Origin of the sequence: Methylobacterium sp. CCH7-A2 (genome assembly GCF_001557075.1) — a bacterium.
GTDB classification, from domain to species: Bacteria; Pseudomonadota; Alphaproteobacteria; order Rhizobiales; family Beijerinckiaceae; genus Allobosea; species Allobosea massiliensis.
In genome coordinates this window covers 1-16461 of record NZ_LSKN01000225.1, presented here as the reverse complement: position 1 = coordinate 16461, position 16461 = coordinate 1, and the positions used below count along the sequence as shown (strand labels likewise).

Below are 16461 nucleotides of genomic sequence, written 5' to 3'. Positions count from 1 at the left end.
CCTCGAAGATGACGTAGACGAAGGAGACGCCGAAGAAGGAGAAGCCGCGCACGACACGCGCCTTCGGCACCGTCAGCATCGAGGTCGTCAGCGGATAGGTGACCTGATCCTCGATCACCTGCGGCGCCTGGCCGGGATATTCGGTGTAGACGATGACCTGCACGTCGGAGAGATCGGGGATGGCGTCGAGTGGCAGCGTCTTGACCGCATAGATGCCCGCCGCGACCGCGAACGCCGTGGCGACGAAGACGAGGACGAGGTTGCGCGCCGACCGGGCGATCAGGCGGGCGATCATGGCTTGATCTCCGCAGGTTTTTGTTCTGCCGGCGCGCCGAGCCCGCTCAGAGCGGCCTTGAGGTTGCTTTCGGCGTCGATCAGGAAGTTGGCCGAGACGACGACGCGGTCGCCCTCCGAGACGCCGTCGCTGATCGCGACCATGCCGTCGCCGCGCTGGCCGAGCCTCACCTCGCGCGGCTCGAAGCGGCCCTCGCCGCGATCGAGGATAACGACGCGGCGCGTGCCGGTGTCGATCACGGCGCTGTCGGGCACGGCGAGGACGGGGCCAGCTTCTCCTGAGCCGATCTCGACATCGGCATACATGTTGGGCAGCAGCATGCCGGCGCGGTTGTCGATCTCGATGCGGACCTTGGTGGTGCGCGTCGCCTCCGCCACCTGCGGATAGATCAGGCCGACCTTGCCGGCGAACTCCGTGCCGGGCCGCCCGCGCAGACGGATGATGGCGGGCGCGCCGATGCGGATCGCGGCGAGATCACCCTCCGGAACATCGGCCAGCACCCAGATCATCGAGACGTCGGCGAGCCGGAACAAGCTGTCGCCCGACGCCATCCTCATGCCGTCGACGACATTGCGCTCCAGCACGATGCCGTCGCGCGGGGCCGACCAGACGATCGTCAGCGGCACTTTTCGGGTCCGCTCGATCTCGGCGACGATCTCCGGCTGCACGCCGAGATTCTCCAGCCGCTGGCGCGCGCCGCCTTCGGGCACGCCGCGCCCGGCCGCGTTGAGCTCGGCGACGAACTGCGCGCTCGCCGCCGTGATCTCGGGCGAATAGATCCGGACCAGCCGGTCGCCCTTGGCGACGCGGTCGCCGGTCGTGACGGCTGCGACCTCCTGGATGAAGGCGTCCGAGCGCGTCGCGACGACGGAGACGCGGCGCTCGTCGAGCTGAACCGTGCCGGGAACCCGGATCGACCGGCTTATCGCCTGACGGACGACGGGCTCGGAACGCACACCGCTGCGCTGGATGCGTCCGGGGGAGAGTTTGATGACCGTGTCGCCGGCCTCTTCGCCGGCATAGACCGGCAAATAGTCCATCCCCATCCAGTCCTTTTTGGGAACCGGCGAGGTGTCGGGCAGACCCATCGGATTTCGGTAGTAAAGCAGCTTCCGCTCGGCCTCGGTGGCTGCGGCGGGGCCGGCGGCGCTCTGCGCCGGTCTGGCCGCAGGCGGATCGAAGCTGATCTCCTCGCTGGCGCGGACGGGAAGGAAGTCGCGCCCGTCTTCGGTCTTGCGGGGTTCGGACGCATAGACCGGCTGCCCATCGGGATGGCGCCAATAGGCGATCGGCCCGGCGGCGGACGCTGGCTCGGCTTTGGGCGCGGCCGGCGATCTGGCCATGACGATCTGATGGAGCCGATCGAGGCCTGGCAGGACGAGCCCGCGCGTCCCGGCGACATACCCTCCCGCGCCCGCCGCCGTCACGGCGGCGAGAGCGAGGACCGCGAGCACGACCCGCTTCATGGCGTCGCCTTCAGGACGAGACGGCTTTCCAGCGTGCCGTCCTCGCCCTGCACCTTGGCCGCCAGCGACAACCGCCAGCCGCCCTCCATGGTGAGGTTTGTCCTGAAGCTGTAGCTGCCAGGCTCGGTCGCGGGCATCGGCTCCAGTTTCGAGGCCATCGTCGCCATGCCGTCGGGCTCCATGTCGATGCGGCTGGCGAAAATGACAGCGTCGGGCACCGCCTTGCCGCTGCGCCTGTCGACGAGCCGGACGGTGACGACGACGCCGTCGCCCTGTTTCAGCTCCTCTTGCGTGAGCTGGAACTCGTAGTCCTTGATGTCGGCGAAGGCCGGTAGCGTGGAGATGGCGAGCGGAAACGCGGCGACGAGCGCGCGCATGAAAGTCATGAAAGACATGGTGGACGTCCCGAATGAATCAGGCTGCCGCGCTCTGGCGCAGCTATCGCGCGGCCCTTAGGCCACGACTTGCCGACCGCGCGGACAATGCCGGGCGGCCGGAGCCGGCGCTGACGCGCCGGCGATGCCTCAGCTTCGGGGAGGTCTCGCGGGTGGCGCAAAGCCTTGGGATACGCGCTCGGCGTCGTCACCCGCGAGGCCGACGACAGCGATGGCGGGGCGCGGCAGCGTGACGGATTTGATAGCCCCGCCGGCAAAACATTTGGCGAGGCAGAAGGTCAGCGCCGGGCAGTTCGTCGCGCAGTCCTTGGGGTCATCCTGGTCCGACGGGCAGCACGGCATGCCGGCTTCCATGGTCTGCTCGACGCCGGCGGCGTCGCCCGCCATGCCGGCAGCCGCCGGGCTGACATAAGACGCGAGAACGCCGGCCGTCAGGAACAGGGCCAGGATCAGCGCATGCGTGAGGAGCCGGAGCTTCATCTGTATAGGATGCCATGTCCTTGCCGCCGGCAAAAGGCCGGCGGCATCAAGATCGTATTACCTTCGACATCCGTATTGCTCCAAGGCATGTGTTTGTTGAGCAGAGTTAAACGCGCTTTACAGCTTCGCTCTCCAAAATGACACGCCTGACCTCTTCAAACCGCGCCTCTGCATCCGACCAGTTTTGCACGAAATCAAATAACTCCCGCAGTGCGGGGGCGATTTCTCTGTACGCAGCTATCGCTGCAACCAGCGAGCCAAGTGAAAGACGTTCCTGCACGACCAAATAGCCGCCGATTGCGAAAAAGAAGAACGGCGTCAGGTTGGATGTGTAGTTATAGAGACCGCGTAGCCGCCCTTTCAAATCACTGATTTCTACCCTCAAGCGTTCGAGTGTAGCAATCTGATTCGCCTGCTGCCGTAGGGACGGCATGATCGATTTGTCGTCCACTGCAGTTTTGGGATTGGAACCTTTTGTTGTAAGAAGTCCTGTCAATGCGCGTGTTGCAAAGACCCTTTCCCGTATCTTCGAATTGAGTCGATGCTGGATCCGAGGCAGCAAGGTCATCTGAATGGGCAACATGATCAAAGCTGAAAAAGCAAGCGCCGGATTCTGTATAAATAGAAATGCGAGGCTCGTGAGCAGTGTTCCGCCATATATTAGCGGAACTACGAATATACTGGCGCCAAAGTATCCGATTGGCTCAACCTCTTGAACGGCGACAGCCGCTAGGGAAGCTTTTGCTTCAGGTGCGATTTCCTTCCTCGATCTGCGTACGATGTTCAGGCGAAGTCGCCGAACGAGCCGCTCGCTCGCTCGTCCTCTGATGCGTGTCGCTGCGAATTTGACGAGCCCGCTTGCTGTCAGGACGGCGAGATAACTTCCGCACAGCGCGATCAACAGTTCTAAGCGGGGCAGATGGAAGCCGAGAAAGGTCATTCCATCGTGAGTTTGAGGGCTGGCGAGGGCGTGATTGATGATGTGCTTGGGAATATCAAGAAGTAACCAAGCTGAGGGCAGCGTCATTAAGGACAACAAGACCAGCAGGATCTGGTAACGAGAAGTGGCTCTCGCGACGAAGAGGGCCAACCTCCATGGGTCGTGGGGGACTGACGCGTCACCGTTGCGGCCTGTGGGTGTATTGGCTGCCTCCGAACCGGAGGGCAATCTATCGCGGACCTCATTCGAAGCGGCGACTGGCCTGCTAATCACGGCAGCTAGCCTGGCGCGACGCCTTCGAACTGAGGATGCCCACCGAAAAAGCGCTATACCCCCCTGACCGATCGTCCAAACGGGAGCAACAATGAAAACGGCTACCGCTAATAAGGTCAGTCCCCAATGACCATGTGGATAATCAAGGCCAGCAATATTGTGGGTGATCTGATGCACATATTCGCTGATAACGAGTAGTGTATTCATGAAGGCATTCTATCAATTCGATCGTGCGATTTGCTGGACAAGCAATTTTTCAATGGAACGATGAATATACACCGAATTATCACTGCCTCACATATCCTCGCCAACACGCCGATAGAACGATAAATTTATGGTGAGCCACAGCCGGTCGATATAGCGCGAGTAAAGCCTCATTAGCGGTTGTGATTGGGCACATGGGATAGAGAATCAAGTCTGTCTTGGAGACAGCGGCAAGGGTCTCCGGGTCAGGCGCGGGGACTGCTCGTGTCGGGTCGGCACCTATTGCAATGTGACGTGTTGCCCCCCGATCCAAGAGAAAGGGAAATGGGTTCACAAAGTTCAAGTTCATTATTGTTTTAAACTCTATGCTGTTTGCGGCTTCGTATTCACGAATTGCCTTAACCGCTTCATCGGCAACCATCAACCAGCCAACCTGGAAATCAAGTTCCGAGTAAAGAGTGAAACCCGGAAGGAGATTATTGTCAGCCAAGAACTGGAACGTCTCGGGAAAGCGCGAGTAGACCTCCCGCATCTTCGCCGCCCGCTCGACGATCTCGGGGCGCTGTGTGACCTGTCCAAGCGCTTTGAGATCCGCGTTTGGAACGTCGACGAACTTACCCTGCACAACGAGCGCGCGCGCCGTGCGGTGGGCCACGTTTACAAAGGGCGGCAGCGCGGCTGCGCCTATCAGGGACAACACAAGGATCAGCGAAGCGCCGTTGAGGCGGTGTACGCCCAGCAGGATCGCGAGCAGAACGGGCCAGATAAGGATGAGCGCCTGCCCACCCGTGTTCTGCGTCTCAAAAAACAGGCCGGCAAGAATGGTGATGGCGAGCCAGAGACTGTTGCGGTCCAGTTTCCTTGCGAGAGTACCGGCATCCGGCGCGCCTCTTGTTTCTTGTCTGAATGGTGCATCTCCAACCTTGAACCAATAAAGCGCTACGGACAGCCCAGCGGCCGGTGCAAGGATGCCGAAGTGGAGCGAGCTGGCTTGTAGAAAGCGTGAGAGCAGATTGCCCTCGTTGAGACGCACGAGCAACCATATGTCGATCAGGTAGGCGCGAACGACGCCGAGCGTGGCGTCGAGCGCCACAAGCGCTAACAGGAAGGCGGCGCCGATTCCGAGGGCTACACGCATGCTCATCCGCCCGGCGACGAAAGCGAATGAGCAGAGCAAGCCGGCAGCAATAAAGCCCGTGATCTTCAAGAGAAATAACGCCAGGCACGTCCAAATGACGACAAGAAATATCAAGCGTTGATTCACTAGAAAAATCAGCCCACACGTTAAACTATATAGTAATATACTTGTATGTCTATTATATATTCCATATCCGTCAACGCTGGGGTAAGTTGAGTATTGCTCAACGTTCATCGGCAGAAGCTGAAAAAACAGGAACGGCAACAAGAGAGCAAAGGCCGTCGCTCTCGATCGCTGGCCGACATGCGCGAGGATGACAAACATTGGCGGCGCGCTGACGAGTAGAAGAGACCACTGCACCAGCAGCAGCGGTTGGGCGTTGCTAAAGGTCGTCAAGAGCGGCGCTACGAGCCAATAGGCGAGAGGACCGACTGGCGCAAAAAAATCGACCGAGGGAGTTTGACCGATCGCTACACGATGAGCTCCGTCGATATAGACGATCAGATCCCAATACATGGGTCCGACCGGGAGTTTTAGCGGTAGCATAAGTAAAATAATGACAATCAAGACGACAAAGAATAGAATTAATAAAGGCGAAAACATTCGCTGTTTCGCCCTTTTAAAGCTCTCAGTCCAAGCGGCAACGATCATGGTCTTCTGTCCTGGCATATTCAGCGATCGGACGGTCGTGAGACGTCTCGATCGTCAGATCCATCGCCGGCCGCCAAAACCACGTTGTGGCTTGGAGCAGATGCGCCGATGCGTCCGGAGAGACCGCTTAGCCTCATGAGCAGGCTGCCGCCGGAATGCGGGAGGCGAGGATGCCAGGGAATCGCGGCCCGATCGATTTCATGGAAGCCCTTCCCGCGATAGAGCCTGACAGCAGAGGCATTATCCGCCCAGACATGCAGGCTCACGCTGCCAAATCCTTCGGAGACGGCGTTATCGATGGCTTGCTCGATCAGTCGGGATGCGATCCCATACCGCCGATAGAGTGGGAAGACTGCAAGGCTGTTGAGGCAGTAACTGCCCCAGTCCTGAAGCGCAGTCCTGGGCCAGAGATGGACTTCTCGCGATGACAAATTCGATGGCGTCGTTTGGTCGGAGAGAAGCGAGGCTGGGAAGGCGTTCATCATGCCGACAACCGGGGCGTGAGCCCCAGACTGCACGACCGCGACCCAGCAATGCCGGTAAGAACATTCGCTATCGATCGATGAAATCATATGCTTGAAGACCTCGCCCGCGCTGACGCGAGGCTCAAGATCATCAAGAATGAACTGCAGGGTGTCGCCCGCAGCCTGAAGCATCAGCTCGACAAGCGTCACGCTGTCTTCGGGAAGCGCCGGCCTAACGACGATTTCCACAAGAGCCTCCGTGCTTTTTGGGCGGGTTGTTCAATGGCAAACCTGTCGATGTAACTGGTGGATGGGGGAATGCAGTGCGAGATGATCGCCACTCGACGGAATAATTCGTTGGGTCAGGCGCCAAGCGTCGGCGATGGTGGCGGGCTTTCTGCTCGAAACGTCACGAACTTATGCCCGATGAAATTCGCCGCGGCCCCTAGAGCGAGCGCTCCCGCGTGTGCAAACGCCTCCGGCATGAGCGTGACGCCGAGCGCGGGAAAGACCAAGTGCAGGAGAACGTGCGAGGCCAGGACCACGGTTGCCACGCCGACCACGTTAACGCCGAGGAACAAAGCGATTTGCGCACTGAGCGGTTGTGAGGATGTCGTAAAGACAAAGGCGCGATAAAGCACAAAGCCGACCACCATGCCGATCATGTAGGCTACGAAAACTGCCTCAAGAAATGGCATAATCAAAGAGAGCGGGAATCGCGCTAACCAGTTCACGACCGTTGCCGAACCACCGACCAGGATAAAGCGAGCAATCTGAGCAAGAAGTTCCATTCGTGGCCTTTTGATTGCTACTGCTCAGTTGGGGAGTGGACATTCATTGATCTATCGCAGCAACTAACAACACGATCTTAGTTTTCGTCAGCTTCATCGCGCCCAGTATGGGGGTAATCCGCGATGCAGCGCCCAGAAATACAGACAATTTTGATACGCTTATGCGTAGTCCCCAAGCAGTTTGCCTCGTAAAGTTCCGTTTTCCCTACAGCCGGGAGACGAGTGATTTTTGCGTTAGCGCAGGCGGCCTCCAGCAAGGCGCGCTGCAAATCACCATCGTCAGCTCGCGAAAGTGTTGGAAAAAGAACGATCAAGATAGCAAGAAACCGCGCCGGCATGATTTGCCCTCCGCTATTGATGTAAAGGAACTGTCTATTTTGTACGAGACAGCACCAAGACGAGAGCGAACAAACCTGAAAACACCACTGCGCCGACGAGCTAAAAGATATGCGGGTAACATTTTGGGCTATATCGACGAATAACGAGGTCACGCGATGCATGGTTCTCGGCGGGAGATTATTCATCGGTTATGCTGTCGTTCTGATAATCCAGGCCGCAGCATGATCACTGCTGCGGCCTGGCGTCTGATCGGCGCTTGACTCGCGCCTACTTGGTCTTCTGCAGCTTCGTCACCGTGATCTGGCCGTTGACCCGGTCGGCGTCGAACTTGATCTTGTCGCCTGCCTTCAGGCCCTTGAGCATGGCCGGCTCGCCGGCGCGGAAGACCATCGACATGGCGTCCATGTCGAGATTTTTGATCGGGCCGTGGTCGATGGTCAGCTTGCCTTGCGCCTCGTCGATCTTTTTGACGGTGCCGTTGACCTGCTGGGCGAGCGCCGGCAGCGAGACCGCCACAAATGCGACGGCGGAGATGATTCTCAGCATGGTGTGCTCCTTGTTGCGTAGGCATTATGCCTACTTGACGATGACCTTACCGGTCATTCCGGCTTCACGATGGCCAGGGATCAGGCAGGAGAAGTCAAACTCGCCCGCCTTGGTAAAAGCCCAGACAATCTCGCCGGTCTTCTTGGGCGCGAGGCGCTTGGCGTTCGGGTCATCGTGTTCCATGTCGGGGTTCTTCTGCATCTCTACCGCGTGCTTGAGGTTCTCCTCCAGCGTCGCCACGACGATCTCGTGATCGATCTCACCATTGTTGCGGAGGGCGAACTTGATCTGCTCACCGCGGCGAACTTCGATCCGATCCGGAATGAACAGCATCTTGCCATCACGCTCGCTCATCACGACCTGGACGAGCCGTGAAGGCTTTTTCGGGTCGCCAGGCTTGCCATAAGCGGTCTCATCGCCATGGCCGTGACCGGCGCCACCCGGCCCAGCGGAGGCAAGCCCCGTCGATGCGAGAAGCGCCAGAGCAGCCAGGGTCAGCTTTGGAAAATAAAACGTCATGCGGTCGCTCCAGGTTCGATTGTCGATGTCAATGGTTGGAATGTCCGCCGGGCTTAGCGCCGGGCAGCGGCTTGCCGTCCGCGCCGAGCCTGGGCTTGCGCGGATCCTTGACCTGCCAGGTGGCGAGATCGGGATTGACCTTCGGCCCCTCGACGCGAGGTGCTTCGGCCAACTTTTGGCCTTTGTACTCAAATGCGACCGTGCCCTCGGGGTTCTTGTAGTGGCCGGGATCCTTGTAATCGTTCTTGGCCAGCCCTTCACGCACCTTCACGACCGAGAACATGCCACCCATCTCGACGGGCCCGAACTGGGAGTAGCCAGTCATCATCGGCAGCGTGTTCTTCGGCAGGTCCATTTCCATGGAGCCCATCTCGCCCATGCCGTTCGAGCCCATCGGCATGTAGCCCGGCGCGGCCTTGCGGATGCGGCTGACCAGGTCCTTCTTGTTGACGCCGATATAGGTCTTCACCGAGTGACCCATCGCATTCATCGTATGGTGCGACTTGTGGCAGTGGATCGCCCAATCGCCGGGCTCGTCGGCGACGAAGTCGAAGGCGCGCATCTGGCCGACCGCGACGTCGATGGAGACCTCGTCCCAGGCGGTGGCCGGATCGACCCAGCCGCCGTCGGTGCAGGAGACCTTGAACTCGTAGCCATGCATGTGGATCGGGTGGTTGGTCATGGTCAGGTTGCCGAAGCGGATCCGGACCTTGTCGTTGAGGCCGACCACGAACGGGTCGATGCCCGGGAAGGCCCGGCTGTTCCAGCACCACATATTGAAGTCGAGCATGGTGTTGACCTTGGGCACATAGGCGCCCGGCTCGATGTCGAAGGCGTTGAGCAGGAAGACGAAGTCGCGGTCGACGCGGCGGAAGGCCGGGTCCTTCGGATGGACGACGAAGAAGCCCATCATCCCCATCGCCATCTGCACCATCTCGTCGGAATGGGGATGGTACATGTAGGTGCCCGAGCGCCTGAGGAGGAACTCGTAAACGAAGGTCTTGCCGGACGGGATATGCGGTTGATTCAGCCCGCCGACGCCGTCCATGCCATTGGGCAGGCGCTGGCCGTGCCAGTGAATCGTCGTGTTTTCGGGCAGCTTGTTAGTGACGTAGATGCGGACCTTGTCGCCCTCGACGGCCTCGATCGTCGGGCCGGGCGACTGGCCGTTATAGCCCCAGAGATAGGCGATCATGCCCGGCGCGATCTCGCGCTCGACCGGCTCGGCGACGAGATGGAACTCCTTCCAGTCGCCGTTCATCCGCCAGGGCAGGGTCCAGCCGTTCAGCGTCGCCACCGGCTGGTAGTCGGGGCCGGAGGTCGGCACCAGCGGGGCTTGCGTCGCCGCGCTCGTCATCGTCGGCGCTTCCGGCACGGAGGCGAAGGCGGTGCGGCCCGAGACCGCGGCAGCGCCCGCGATCACGAGCCCTGATGTTCCGATGAAACCCCTGCGGGACAGATCCGTCATGGCGTCTTGCTCCTCAAGTGTTCAATGGGCGGGCGCATCGCCGCCACCAGCGGCCGCGACGGCGGTGCCTCCGCCGCCGCCAACAGAGCCGCCGCCGATCAGCGCGTGCTTGAAGTCGGTGTGCGCGATCCAGGCGTCGCGGCGCGCATTGATGCCAGCAACATTGGACAGGATCCGAGCGCGCGCGTCGGTAATGAGCTGCGTCACGTCGATCAGCATGCCGTTGTACTGTAGCAGCGCCTCGTCCTGGATGATCTTACGCAGAGGCAGAACATTGTTGATGTACTGCCGGGCGATGTCATAGGTCCCGCGATAGCTGACATAGGCCTCGCGCGCCTCGGAACGAACGTTCACGGCCTTTTCGGCCAGACGGTTCGCAGCCTGCATGTAGGTCTGCTCGGCCAAAGCCACTTTGCTTTGCCCGAAATCGAAAATCGGGATCTCGATCTCGAGTTCAAGAGTGCGGCTGCGGCTCGTCTCGCGCTCGACATCTCCGTCGGGCAGGACGCTGCGGCCACGGTCGTAGGTTCGCCGGCCCAGCAGATCGATGTCGTTCACAAACCGGGTCGCCTGAGTGAGGCCCAGCGACTTGGCCAGCAGATTAAGTTCGCCCCGCGCGATCTGGATATCGACACGCTTGCGAAGCGCTTCGGCTTCGACCGCCTTGACCGATTGCAGGCGCGGCAGCGCGGGCAATGAGGCTGGCATGCGGAACTTAAGGTCGTCGCCCCAGAGGCCGAGCTGCCTGACCAGGCGTTCACGCTCCTGGCGCTGCTGGAGACGCGCCTGAGCAAGCTGGGCGCCGAGCTCGGCGTCGAAGGCGAACTCCCTTGCCTGATCGAGCTTGTTGATGCCGCCGGATTCGCCGAGGCGCTTGAAGAGCTGGGTCGCCGCATCGGTCGTTGACTTCGCCTGCTCGTAGAAGCCGACCTGGGCGTTCGCTGCGACGGAGCGATAATACTGCTTGCGCGTATCCGCGGCGAGTTTCAGGACTGCCTCCGCTGCGCGGAGTTGGGCGTTCTGGAAGCGGTCGCGGGCGACCTCGGCGCGCGCCGGCCAGGTCGCCAAGGCGAACAGGCTCCCGACGATCTGCCGCTCGATCTCGACCTCGAACCGGCCCGACAGCTTGGAGATGCCGAAGCGCGGGTTGGGCGGCAGGCTGGCCGCGACCATTTGAGCCTCGGCAATGCCAAGTTCGTTGAAGGCTGCCTGCAGACCGCGGTTGCTGAGAAGCGCGATCTGAACTGCGCTGTCAGCAGTCAATGGCTTCTTGAGAAGCTGATCGACGCGCGCCTTGGCGCTACCAGCCGCGGCATCGTCGGTGATCTTGACGACGTCCTTGTTCAGCTCGGTGTAAGCGATGGTCTGTGCAGTGCCGACGCCGCCGTCAGCCGAAAAGGTCGCGCAGCCGCCGAGTATAACGGCGACACCAGCGAGAAGCGTGAAGCGACGAATGGTAGCCGACGAAGTCTGGTCAGCGGATCGGAAGGCGGAAGTCATCGCAGTCACTGTTGAGGCCCTACTCTACGGTTCAGCTCGCGCCAATTCTTCGGCTCGGTCGGGCGCATCGAGACGAGGCCAGCGGTGACGCCCTGATAGCCAACTGCGGGAACGCGTGCGCCTGGATCTGCCGGCCGCGCCAGATGGACGGGAACGGGAGCGACTGAGCACGCGCCTAGCGCGAGCGCCAAGAGAGCGGAGAGAGAAAGTTTTACGGCCATCGCGATTCGTTCGACCCCAGAGCCTTCGATGCAGTTTGGTAGCAACGGCGGGAGGGTTGTGTCCGTTACAAATTGTATCAAAGCCGATCGCGCCCAGCCCGCGATACAGCGCTATATTGTCGTTCATCCGGCCTGCCGTTCGGTATGAAATGCCAACCTAAGCCGTTCGAAAGATGCTCGTGACAAACATTCAGACCACCCCCTTAGCTGATGACCATGGCCATGTGCTCGTTGTCGATGACGACCCACAGATTCGCCTGCTTGTGGCCCGCTTCCTGCAGCGCCACGGCTACAAGGTGACGGGTGCGCCTGACGGACGCGCCATGCTGGAAGTGTTGAGGCAGGCGGACATCGATCTCATCATTCTCGACCTGATGCTGCCGGGACGGTCCGGCTTCGATTTGTGCGGCGATGTGCGCGCGACGTCACAGGTGCCGATCGTCATGCTGACGGCTCGCAGCGAGGAAAGCGACCGCATCATTGGACTGGAAGCCGGCGCCGATGACTATGTCACCAAGCCGTTCAGCCCGCGGGAGCTTCTGGCGCGAGTCAGAGCGGTGCTGAGACGTTCGCGCTCAATGCGCAGAACTGGCGACGGCCGCGCCAGCGAGTGCGTCGTCTTCGACGGGTGGCGGATGGATTTGCGCCGGCGCGAACTGACCTCGCCATCGGGTACGCTGGTCGATCTATCCACCGGCGAGTTCGACCTGATGGTCGCCTTTATCGAGCACGCCAATCGGGTATTGTCGCGCGAGGCCTTGATGCAGTTCGCCAAGACCAGAAACAGCGATCCCTTCGACCGCGCGATCGATGTTCAGATCAGCCGCCTGCGGCGCAAGCTGGAGGCGGACGTCAATGGCGGCCAACTGATCAAGACGATCCGCGGCGCCGGTTACATGTTCACGCCTGCTGTTCAGGTGCTGGAGGGACAGCCGGCATGAGTCGCATGCTCCATAGGGGTTTTCGCGACACCGTGGCGGGGCGGGCCATCCTGATCTTGGTCGCGGCGCTGCTCGCCTTCCATCTCGTCGGCTACTGGGCCTACCGTGTCGGCGTCGAGAGCCTGGCAACGGCGCAGCGCGACCGGGGACTGGCCGAGCGGATCGTCTCGATCAAGCGTGCCATCGCCGGCATCCCCCACGAGCCGGAACGAGACCGCGCCGCTCATGACCTGTCGAGCGCGAGCCTTGAGGTGCACTGGAGCAAGGTCAGCCTGGTCCTTGGCACCGCCCCCACCACCGATCGCACGGCCGCGATGGAAGCCAAGCTCAAGGAGCTCGTGCCGGATCTGGCCTCGGAATCCTTTCGTCTCGGCTTCGCCGATGACGGCGCGCTCGGCTCCGGCGAGGCCGACGCCTACCGGCACATGATGCTGGTTTCCGTGCGGCTCGACGACGGCTCCTGGGTGAACTTCTCCTCGACGACGCTGGGTGCGGCCCAGCATGCCGACTGGAGCGTGCTGGCGGTGACGATCTGCTTTGGCGTCGCCATCGTCGTCGTCGCCGTCCTGTTGCTGCGCTGGGCGACGCGGCCGCTTCGCGATCTCGCGGTGGCCGCCGAGCGCTTCAGCCTGGACCAGACGCCGCAGCCGCTGGACGAGACCGGCCCGGCCGAAGTCCGCCGCGCCGCGCGCGCCTTCAACACGATGCGCGAGCGCATCCAGCGCCTCGTCTCCGAGCGCATGCAGGCGCTGGCGGCCGTCTCGCATGATCTGCGTACGCCGATCACGCGGCTGCGCCTGCGCTCCGAACTGATGGAGGACGAGGCGACGCGCGACGTCGTCGACGCCGACCTCGCCGAGATGGAGGGCATGATCGATTCGACGCTGGAGTTCCTGCGCGGCGGCGTCTCTAGCGAGGCGATCAGGCCGATCGACATCGTCTCGGTGATCGAGACCATCGTCGACGACCATGCCGATCAGGGGCGGGCGGTCAGCCTGAGCGGAACCGGGCATGGCCGTGTGCTCGGCCGGCTGCTTGCGCTCAAGCGCGCCTTCTGGAACGTCGTTGGAAACGCGGTGAAGTACGGCAGCCATGTCACCGTTATGGTTGACGAGACGCCAGCAGGGTTCGCGATCACCGTCGAAGACGATGGTCCCGGCATACCCGACGGCGATATGGAACGCGTCTTCCAACCCTTCGTCCGCCTCGAGGAATCGCGCGGACGCGAGACCGGCGGCTCCGGCCTCGGCCTGACCATTGCGCGCGCCGTCGTCCTCGCACATGGCGGCGAGATCGCGCTAGCCAACCGTCCAGAAGGCGGTCTTCGGGTGACTATCACCCTGCCTCGTCTCGCCCAGCCAGAGCAGCAACTGGCGCAGGTCATCGCCGACGATCCGGTTTTGCCGCATGGGCCGACCGTGCCTACGGCATCCCACCCTGCCTCGACATAGAAATTCTTGTTGATCTGGAGATTATGATGAAGCCTACGTCGGTCTTTCTTCTCGCCTTCCTGCTGCCGGCTCTCCCGGCGAGCGCCCAGGAGATCAAGGTCCATCTCAGCCCAACCTGCGGCTGCTGCAAAGCGTGGGTCCGACATCTCGAGCAGGCCGGCTTCACGCCGCGCGTCATGGAAAGCAGTGATATGGCTGCTATCAAGCGCGCTACGGGTGTCCCGGAGAAAGTCCAGTCCTGCCACACCGCCGTCATCGAGGGTTACTTCGTCGAAGGTCATGTACCGGCCTCAGACATCCGCAAGTTGTTGAAAGACAGGCCGGCAGCTCTTGGCCTTGCCGTTCCCGACATGCCTGTTGGATCGCCCGGAATGGAGGTTCCTGGCGTCACGCCGGATAAATTCGAGACCTTGCTCGTTGGCGCTGGGGGGCAGACTGTCGTTTACGGCAAGCATTAGCAGCCGATCGATTGCTTACCTGGTAAGATTTGGATGTCTGCGATCTGGCGAATCGCGCGAGGGCTCGCTTTTGCTTGGAAATGGTGAGATTTTTTGTTGAACAGGCACTTTTTGTCTTAGTTGCCTGCGCTCAATCGCCTGCCCGCCCGCTAACTCCCTGGCGATCCGCTCTTTCGCATGGCTCAAAATCGATTGACGCAATGCAGGATTGCGAACGGCCTTGGCGAGGGCGCGCTCGATCGCAACAAGCTGCGACCGAGCCGCTTTGACGGCTTCGTCGCCTGCCATCTGTCTTGCATCACCCGTTCGGAATGCCTCCGAGCGAGCCTGCCATCGATCGCGCTGAGGGTTTCGTGTGCTGCCATCCTTTAGGGCGGCACAATCTATCGTGACGGTTGGGCGCTTCGTCGAATGGTTCTGTGCATTCTCGGGCATCGCCGTGGCTGGTTCTTTCGCAGTGTTCCAGCTTCGTGGCGCGCCAGCCTCCGGGCGATCTCCTCGGGTCTCGAACCTTTCTTCACGACTTTCCGGAGGGATGACCGTTACATCGATCGGCCGCCTTGTCTCAATGCCGTCGATGGTCACCGTCTCAGATGCACCAGCCTCGCGCGTCTGTGGACTTTGCGCCGCCTTGGTCGAACCCGTCTCTGGTTTGGCTCGAAACGCCAGCGCGGCCCGATCGACGGGATCGGGCTCATAGCCTCGAACCGAAAGCCCGCGAACTGAAGCTTCGAGCCAGGCCGTCCGACGAAACTCTTCCGATCCGCGAAGCTCGACTTCTTTCCATCCTCGATGCTGCGCGACCGAGACCATGTCTCGAACGACATTGGCGTCTTCGAGCCGCGTCGCCATGCGATCGGTCGAGACCTTGAACGCAAGGTACTCCCCTTTCGAGTCGGCGTAGACCTTCGCCTCGTCACCCGAGCCGACTTCCGCGACATAATATTTCCGGCGCAGCCGCTCCGGCATTCCGCTTTCAGGCTGGCGCCCAGCCGTACCGGCAAGATCGAACTCAGCCTGACCGGATTGTCTTTCGCCCTGCGGTGCGCTTGAAGCGCCTCGCGGTGACGATCTGCCAGCGCCCGCATCCCTCTCTCTGCCGCGTTCAATCGTGAACTCGCTCTGATCCTGACGCTCACCTTGCACGGCGCATCTCCTTCACCGATCCGCCTGTCTCCTTGGCCGGGATGATCGCCGCGTCGATGACCTGCGAGCACCAATCCTTGAGCTCATCCTCGGACAGGCCTTCCAGATCGACCGGGACGTCGCCAAAGTCGAAGGTCGCATCGTCCGGGATCAGCGACGGATCGGCGATCTCCTCATCCGTCATCGGCCGGGTCCGGAACGTCGCCTGCAACTCGGCAACCGCCGATTTGAGCTCGATGATCTCGCTCGCCAGCAGCATGTTCGAGGGCCCGCGGTTGGGTGCGATCACCGGCGGCGCTTTCAGTCGCGGGGTGAAGGCGGCGTCCTCGTAATAGATGATCTTGTCGCAGATGATCGGCGGCACGCTGGCCGCCAGGATGAACGCCTTGGACGACAGGATCAGCTTGAGCTCCTGCGGCAGCATCAGCGCGCGACGCTGATCCGACACGGATTCGCTGCGCTTTCCCGACGATAGCCCCCACGGTCGCGAGCGACTCTTCGCCTGGACCGTATCGTAGCCGATCCGCTCCGACAGTTCGTTGGCGACGTCCTGCTCTTTCGGCGCAAACACGACTTCGATCGCATGGTTAGTCATAATCGTCTTGGCGAGATCGGGGCCATAGATCGCCCGAAGCTGCGCCGGGCTCTGGATGATGGTGAGCAGGCGAATGCCGTAGCCGGCGACAAAGGCGACGGATTTGGCGAGCACGCCGACATGGCTGCGGATTCCGATTCCGACCGGCCATCATTCCGATAATTGACCGGCCGGGATTCC

At 61.4% G+C, this 16461-nt stretch carries 17 protein-coding genes; 3 read left to right on the top strand and 14 right to left on the bottom strand.

Annotated features, from left to right (window positions below; genetic code table 11):
* The 12 genes from AX750_RS16470 to AX750_RS16415 form a co-directional block, all read right to left on the bottom strand.
* Positions 1-295: efflux RND transporter permease subunit (locus AX750_RS16470; protein ID WP_156446414.1), on the bottom strand; the 295-nt coding region annotated here is incomplete at its 3' end.
* A complete protein-coding gene (locus tag AX750_RS16465; protein ID WP_066716980.1) occupies positions 292-1761 on the bottom strand; it encodes an efflux RND transporter periplasmic adaptor subunit in 1470 nt (489 codons plus the stop codon). The genes AX750_RS16470 and AX750_RS16465, both read right to left, overlap by 4 nt.
* Positions 1758-2147, bottom strand: coding sequence for a FixH family protein (locus tag AX750_RS16460; protein WP_245282416.1), 390 nt, complete (start codon positions 2145-2147; stop codon positions 1758-1760). The genes AX750_RS16465 and AX750_RS16460 overlap by 4 nt, the downstream gene beginning before the upstream one ends.
* Positions 2148-2285: 138 nt before the next feature.
* Positions 2286-2636 (bottom strand): hypothetical protein, encoded by a 351-nt coding sequence (locus tag AX750_RS16455; protein WP_066716984.1) that lies wholly within the window; start codon positions 2634-2636, stop codon positions 2286-2288.
* 106 nt (positions 2637-2742) lie between these two features.
* Complete coding sequence (locus tag AX750_RS16450) at positions 2743-4056, bottom strand: ABC transporter ATP-binding protein (RefSeq protein ID WP_066716986.1); 1314 nt, start codon at positions 4054-4056, stop codon at positions 2743-2745.
* A 79-nt stretch (positions 4057-4135) separates the two neighbouring features.
* A complete protein-coding gene (locus AX750_RS16445; RefSeq protein ID WP_066716989.1) occupies positions 4136-5842 on the bottom strand; it encodes a hypothetical protein in 1707 nt (568 codons plus the stop codon).
* 20 nt (positions 5843-5862) lie between these two features.
* Positions 5863-6555, bottom strand: a complete 693-nt coding sequence (locus AX750_RS25615) for an N-acetyltransferase (RefSeq protein ID WP_082735256.1) — start codon at positions 6553-6555, stop codon at positions 5863-5865.
* Positions 6556-6668: 113 nt separating this feature from the next.
* A complete protein-coding gene (locus tag AX750_RS16435; protein ID WP_066716995.1) occupies positions 6669-7097 on the bottom strand; it encodes a GtrA family protein in 429 nt (142 codons plus the stop codon).
* Positions 7098-7703: 606 nt separating this feature from the next.
* Positions 7704-7982, bottom strand: a complete 279-nt coding sequence (locus AX750_RS16430; RefSeq protein ID WP_066717004.1) for a copper-binding protein — start codon at positions 7980-7982, stop codon at positions 7704-7706.
* Positions 7983-8012: 30 nt separating this feature from the next.
* Positions 8013-8501: a cupredoxin family protein gene (locus tag AX750_RS16425; protein WP_066717007.1), complete on the bottom strand. Its 489-nt coding sequence runs from the start codon at positions 8499-8501 to the stop codon at positions 8013-8015.
* A gap of 28 nt (positions 8502-8529) precedes the next feature.
* Positions 8530-9969 carry a copper oxidase gene (locus AX750_RS16420; RefSeq protein WP_067254773.1) on the bottom strand — a complete coding sequence of 480 codons (1440 nt, stop codon included), beginning with the start codon at positions 9967-9969 and terminating at the stop codon, positions 8530-8532.
* Positions 9970-9990: 21 nt separating this feature from the next.
* Positions 9991-11469, bottom strand: a complete 1479-nt coding sequence (locus AX750_RS16415) for a TolC family protein (RefSeq protein WP_066717011.1) — start codon at positions 11467-11469, stop codon at positions 9991-9993.
* Between the two features lie 400 nt (positions 11470-11869).
* Between AX750_RS16415 and AX750_RS16410 the strand changes: the two genes are divergently transcribed.
* From AX750_RS16410 to AX750_RS16400, 3 genes are read left to right on the top strand one after another with little or no spacing between them, the layout of a single operon-like run.
* The gene (locus AX750_RS16410) at positions 11870-12631 is read left to right on the top strand and encodes a response regulator transcription factor (RefSeq protein ID WP_245281266.1); all 762 of its coding nucleotides are present in this window, start codon (positions 11870-11872) and stop codon (positions 12629-12631) included.
* On the top strand, positions 12628-14082 hold the full coding sequence (locus AX750_RS16405; RefSeq protein ID WP_082735255.1) for an ATP-binding protein: 1455 nt from the start codon (positions 12628-12630) through the stop codon (positions 14080-14082). Before AX750_RS16410 ends, AX750_RS16405 begins: the two co-directional genes overlap by 4 nt.
* 26 nt (positions 14083-14108) lie before the next feature.
* Entirely contained in the window at positions 14109-14540 is a 432-nt protein-coding gene (locus AX750_RS16400; RefSeq protein ID WP_082735254.1) for a DUF411 domain-containing protein, read from the top strand.
* Between the two features lie 15 nt (positions 14541-14555).
* Here AX750_RS16400 and AX750_RS26195 read toward each other — a convergent pair whose 3' ends face one another.
* Together AX750_RS26195 and AX750_RS25610 are read right to left on the bottom strand one after the other, a co-directional pair.
* Positions 14556-15686: an LPD7 domain-containing protein gene (locus AX750_RS26195; RefSeq protein WP_156446415.1), complete on the bottom strand. Its 1131-nt coding sequence runs from the start codon at positions 15684-15686 to the stop codon at positions 14556-14558.
* On the bottom strand, positions 15676-16395 hold the full coding sequence (locus AX750_RS25610; RefSeq protein WP_245282415.1) for a type IV secretory system conjugative DNA transfer family protein: 720 nt from the start codon (positions 16393-16395) through the stop codon (positions 15676-15678). The genes AX750_RS26195 and AX750_RS25610 overlap by 11 nt, the downstream gene beginning before the upstream one ends.
* Positions 16396-16461 lie beyond the last annotated feature (66 nt).

Excerpts from the sequence above, each read along its gene's own strand:
- AX750_RS16425 (WP_066717007.1), bottom strand. The coding sequence starts at position 8,501 with ATGACGTTTTATTTTCCAAAGCTGACCCTGGCTGCTCTGGCGCTTCTC.
- AX750_RS16420 (WP_067254773.1), bottom strand. The coding sequence starts at position 9,969 with ATGACGGATCTGTCCCGCAGGGGTTTCATCGGAACATCAGGGCTCGTG.
- AX750_RS16445 (WP_066716989.1), bottom strand. The coding sequence starts at position 5,842 with ATGATCGTTGCCGCTTGGACTGAGAGCTTTAAAAGGGCGAAACAGCGA.
- AX750_RS16430 (WP_066717004.1), bottom strand. The coding sequence starts at position 7,982 with ATGCTGAGAATCATCTCCGCCGTCGCATTTGTGGCGGTCTCGCTGCCG.
- AX750_RS16460 (WP_245282416.1), bottom strand. The coding sequence starts at position 2,147 with ATGACTTTCATGCGCGCGCTCGTCGCCGCGTTTCCGCTCGCCATCTCC.
- AX750_RS16455 (WP_066716984.1), bottom strand. The coding sequence starts at position 2,636 with ATGAAGCTCCGGCTCCTCACGCATGCGCTGATCCTGGCCCTGTTCCTG.
- AX750_RS16465 (WP_066716980.1), bottom strand. The coding sequence starts at position 1,761 with ATGAAGCGGGTCGTGCTCGCGGTCCTCGCTCTCGCCGCCGTGACGGCG.
- AX750_RS16405 (WP_082735255.1), top strand. The coding sequence starts at position 12,628 with ATGAGTCGCATGCTCCATAGGGGTTTTCGCGACACCGTGGCGGGGCGG.
- AX750_RS16400 (WP_082735254.1), top strand. The coding sequence starts at position 14,109 with ATGAAGCCTACGTCGGTCTTTCTTCTCGCCTTCCTGCTGCCGGCTCTC.
- AX750_RS16415 (WP_066717011.1), bottom strand. The coding sequence starts at position 11,469 with ATGACTTCCGCCTTCCGATCCGCTGACCAGACTTCGTCGGCTACCATT.
- AX750_RS16435 (WP_066716995.1), bottom strand. The coding sequence starts at position 7,097 with ATGGAACTTCTTGCTCAGATTGCTCGCTTTATCCTGGTCGGTGGTTCG.
- AX750_RS16450 (WP_066716986.1), bottom strand. The coding sequence starts at position 4,056 with ATGAATACACTACTCGTTATCAGCGAATATGTGCATCAGATCACCCAC.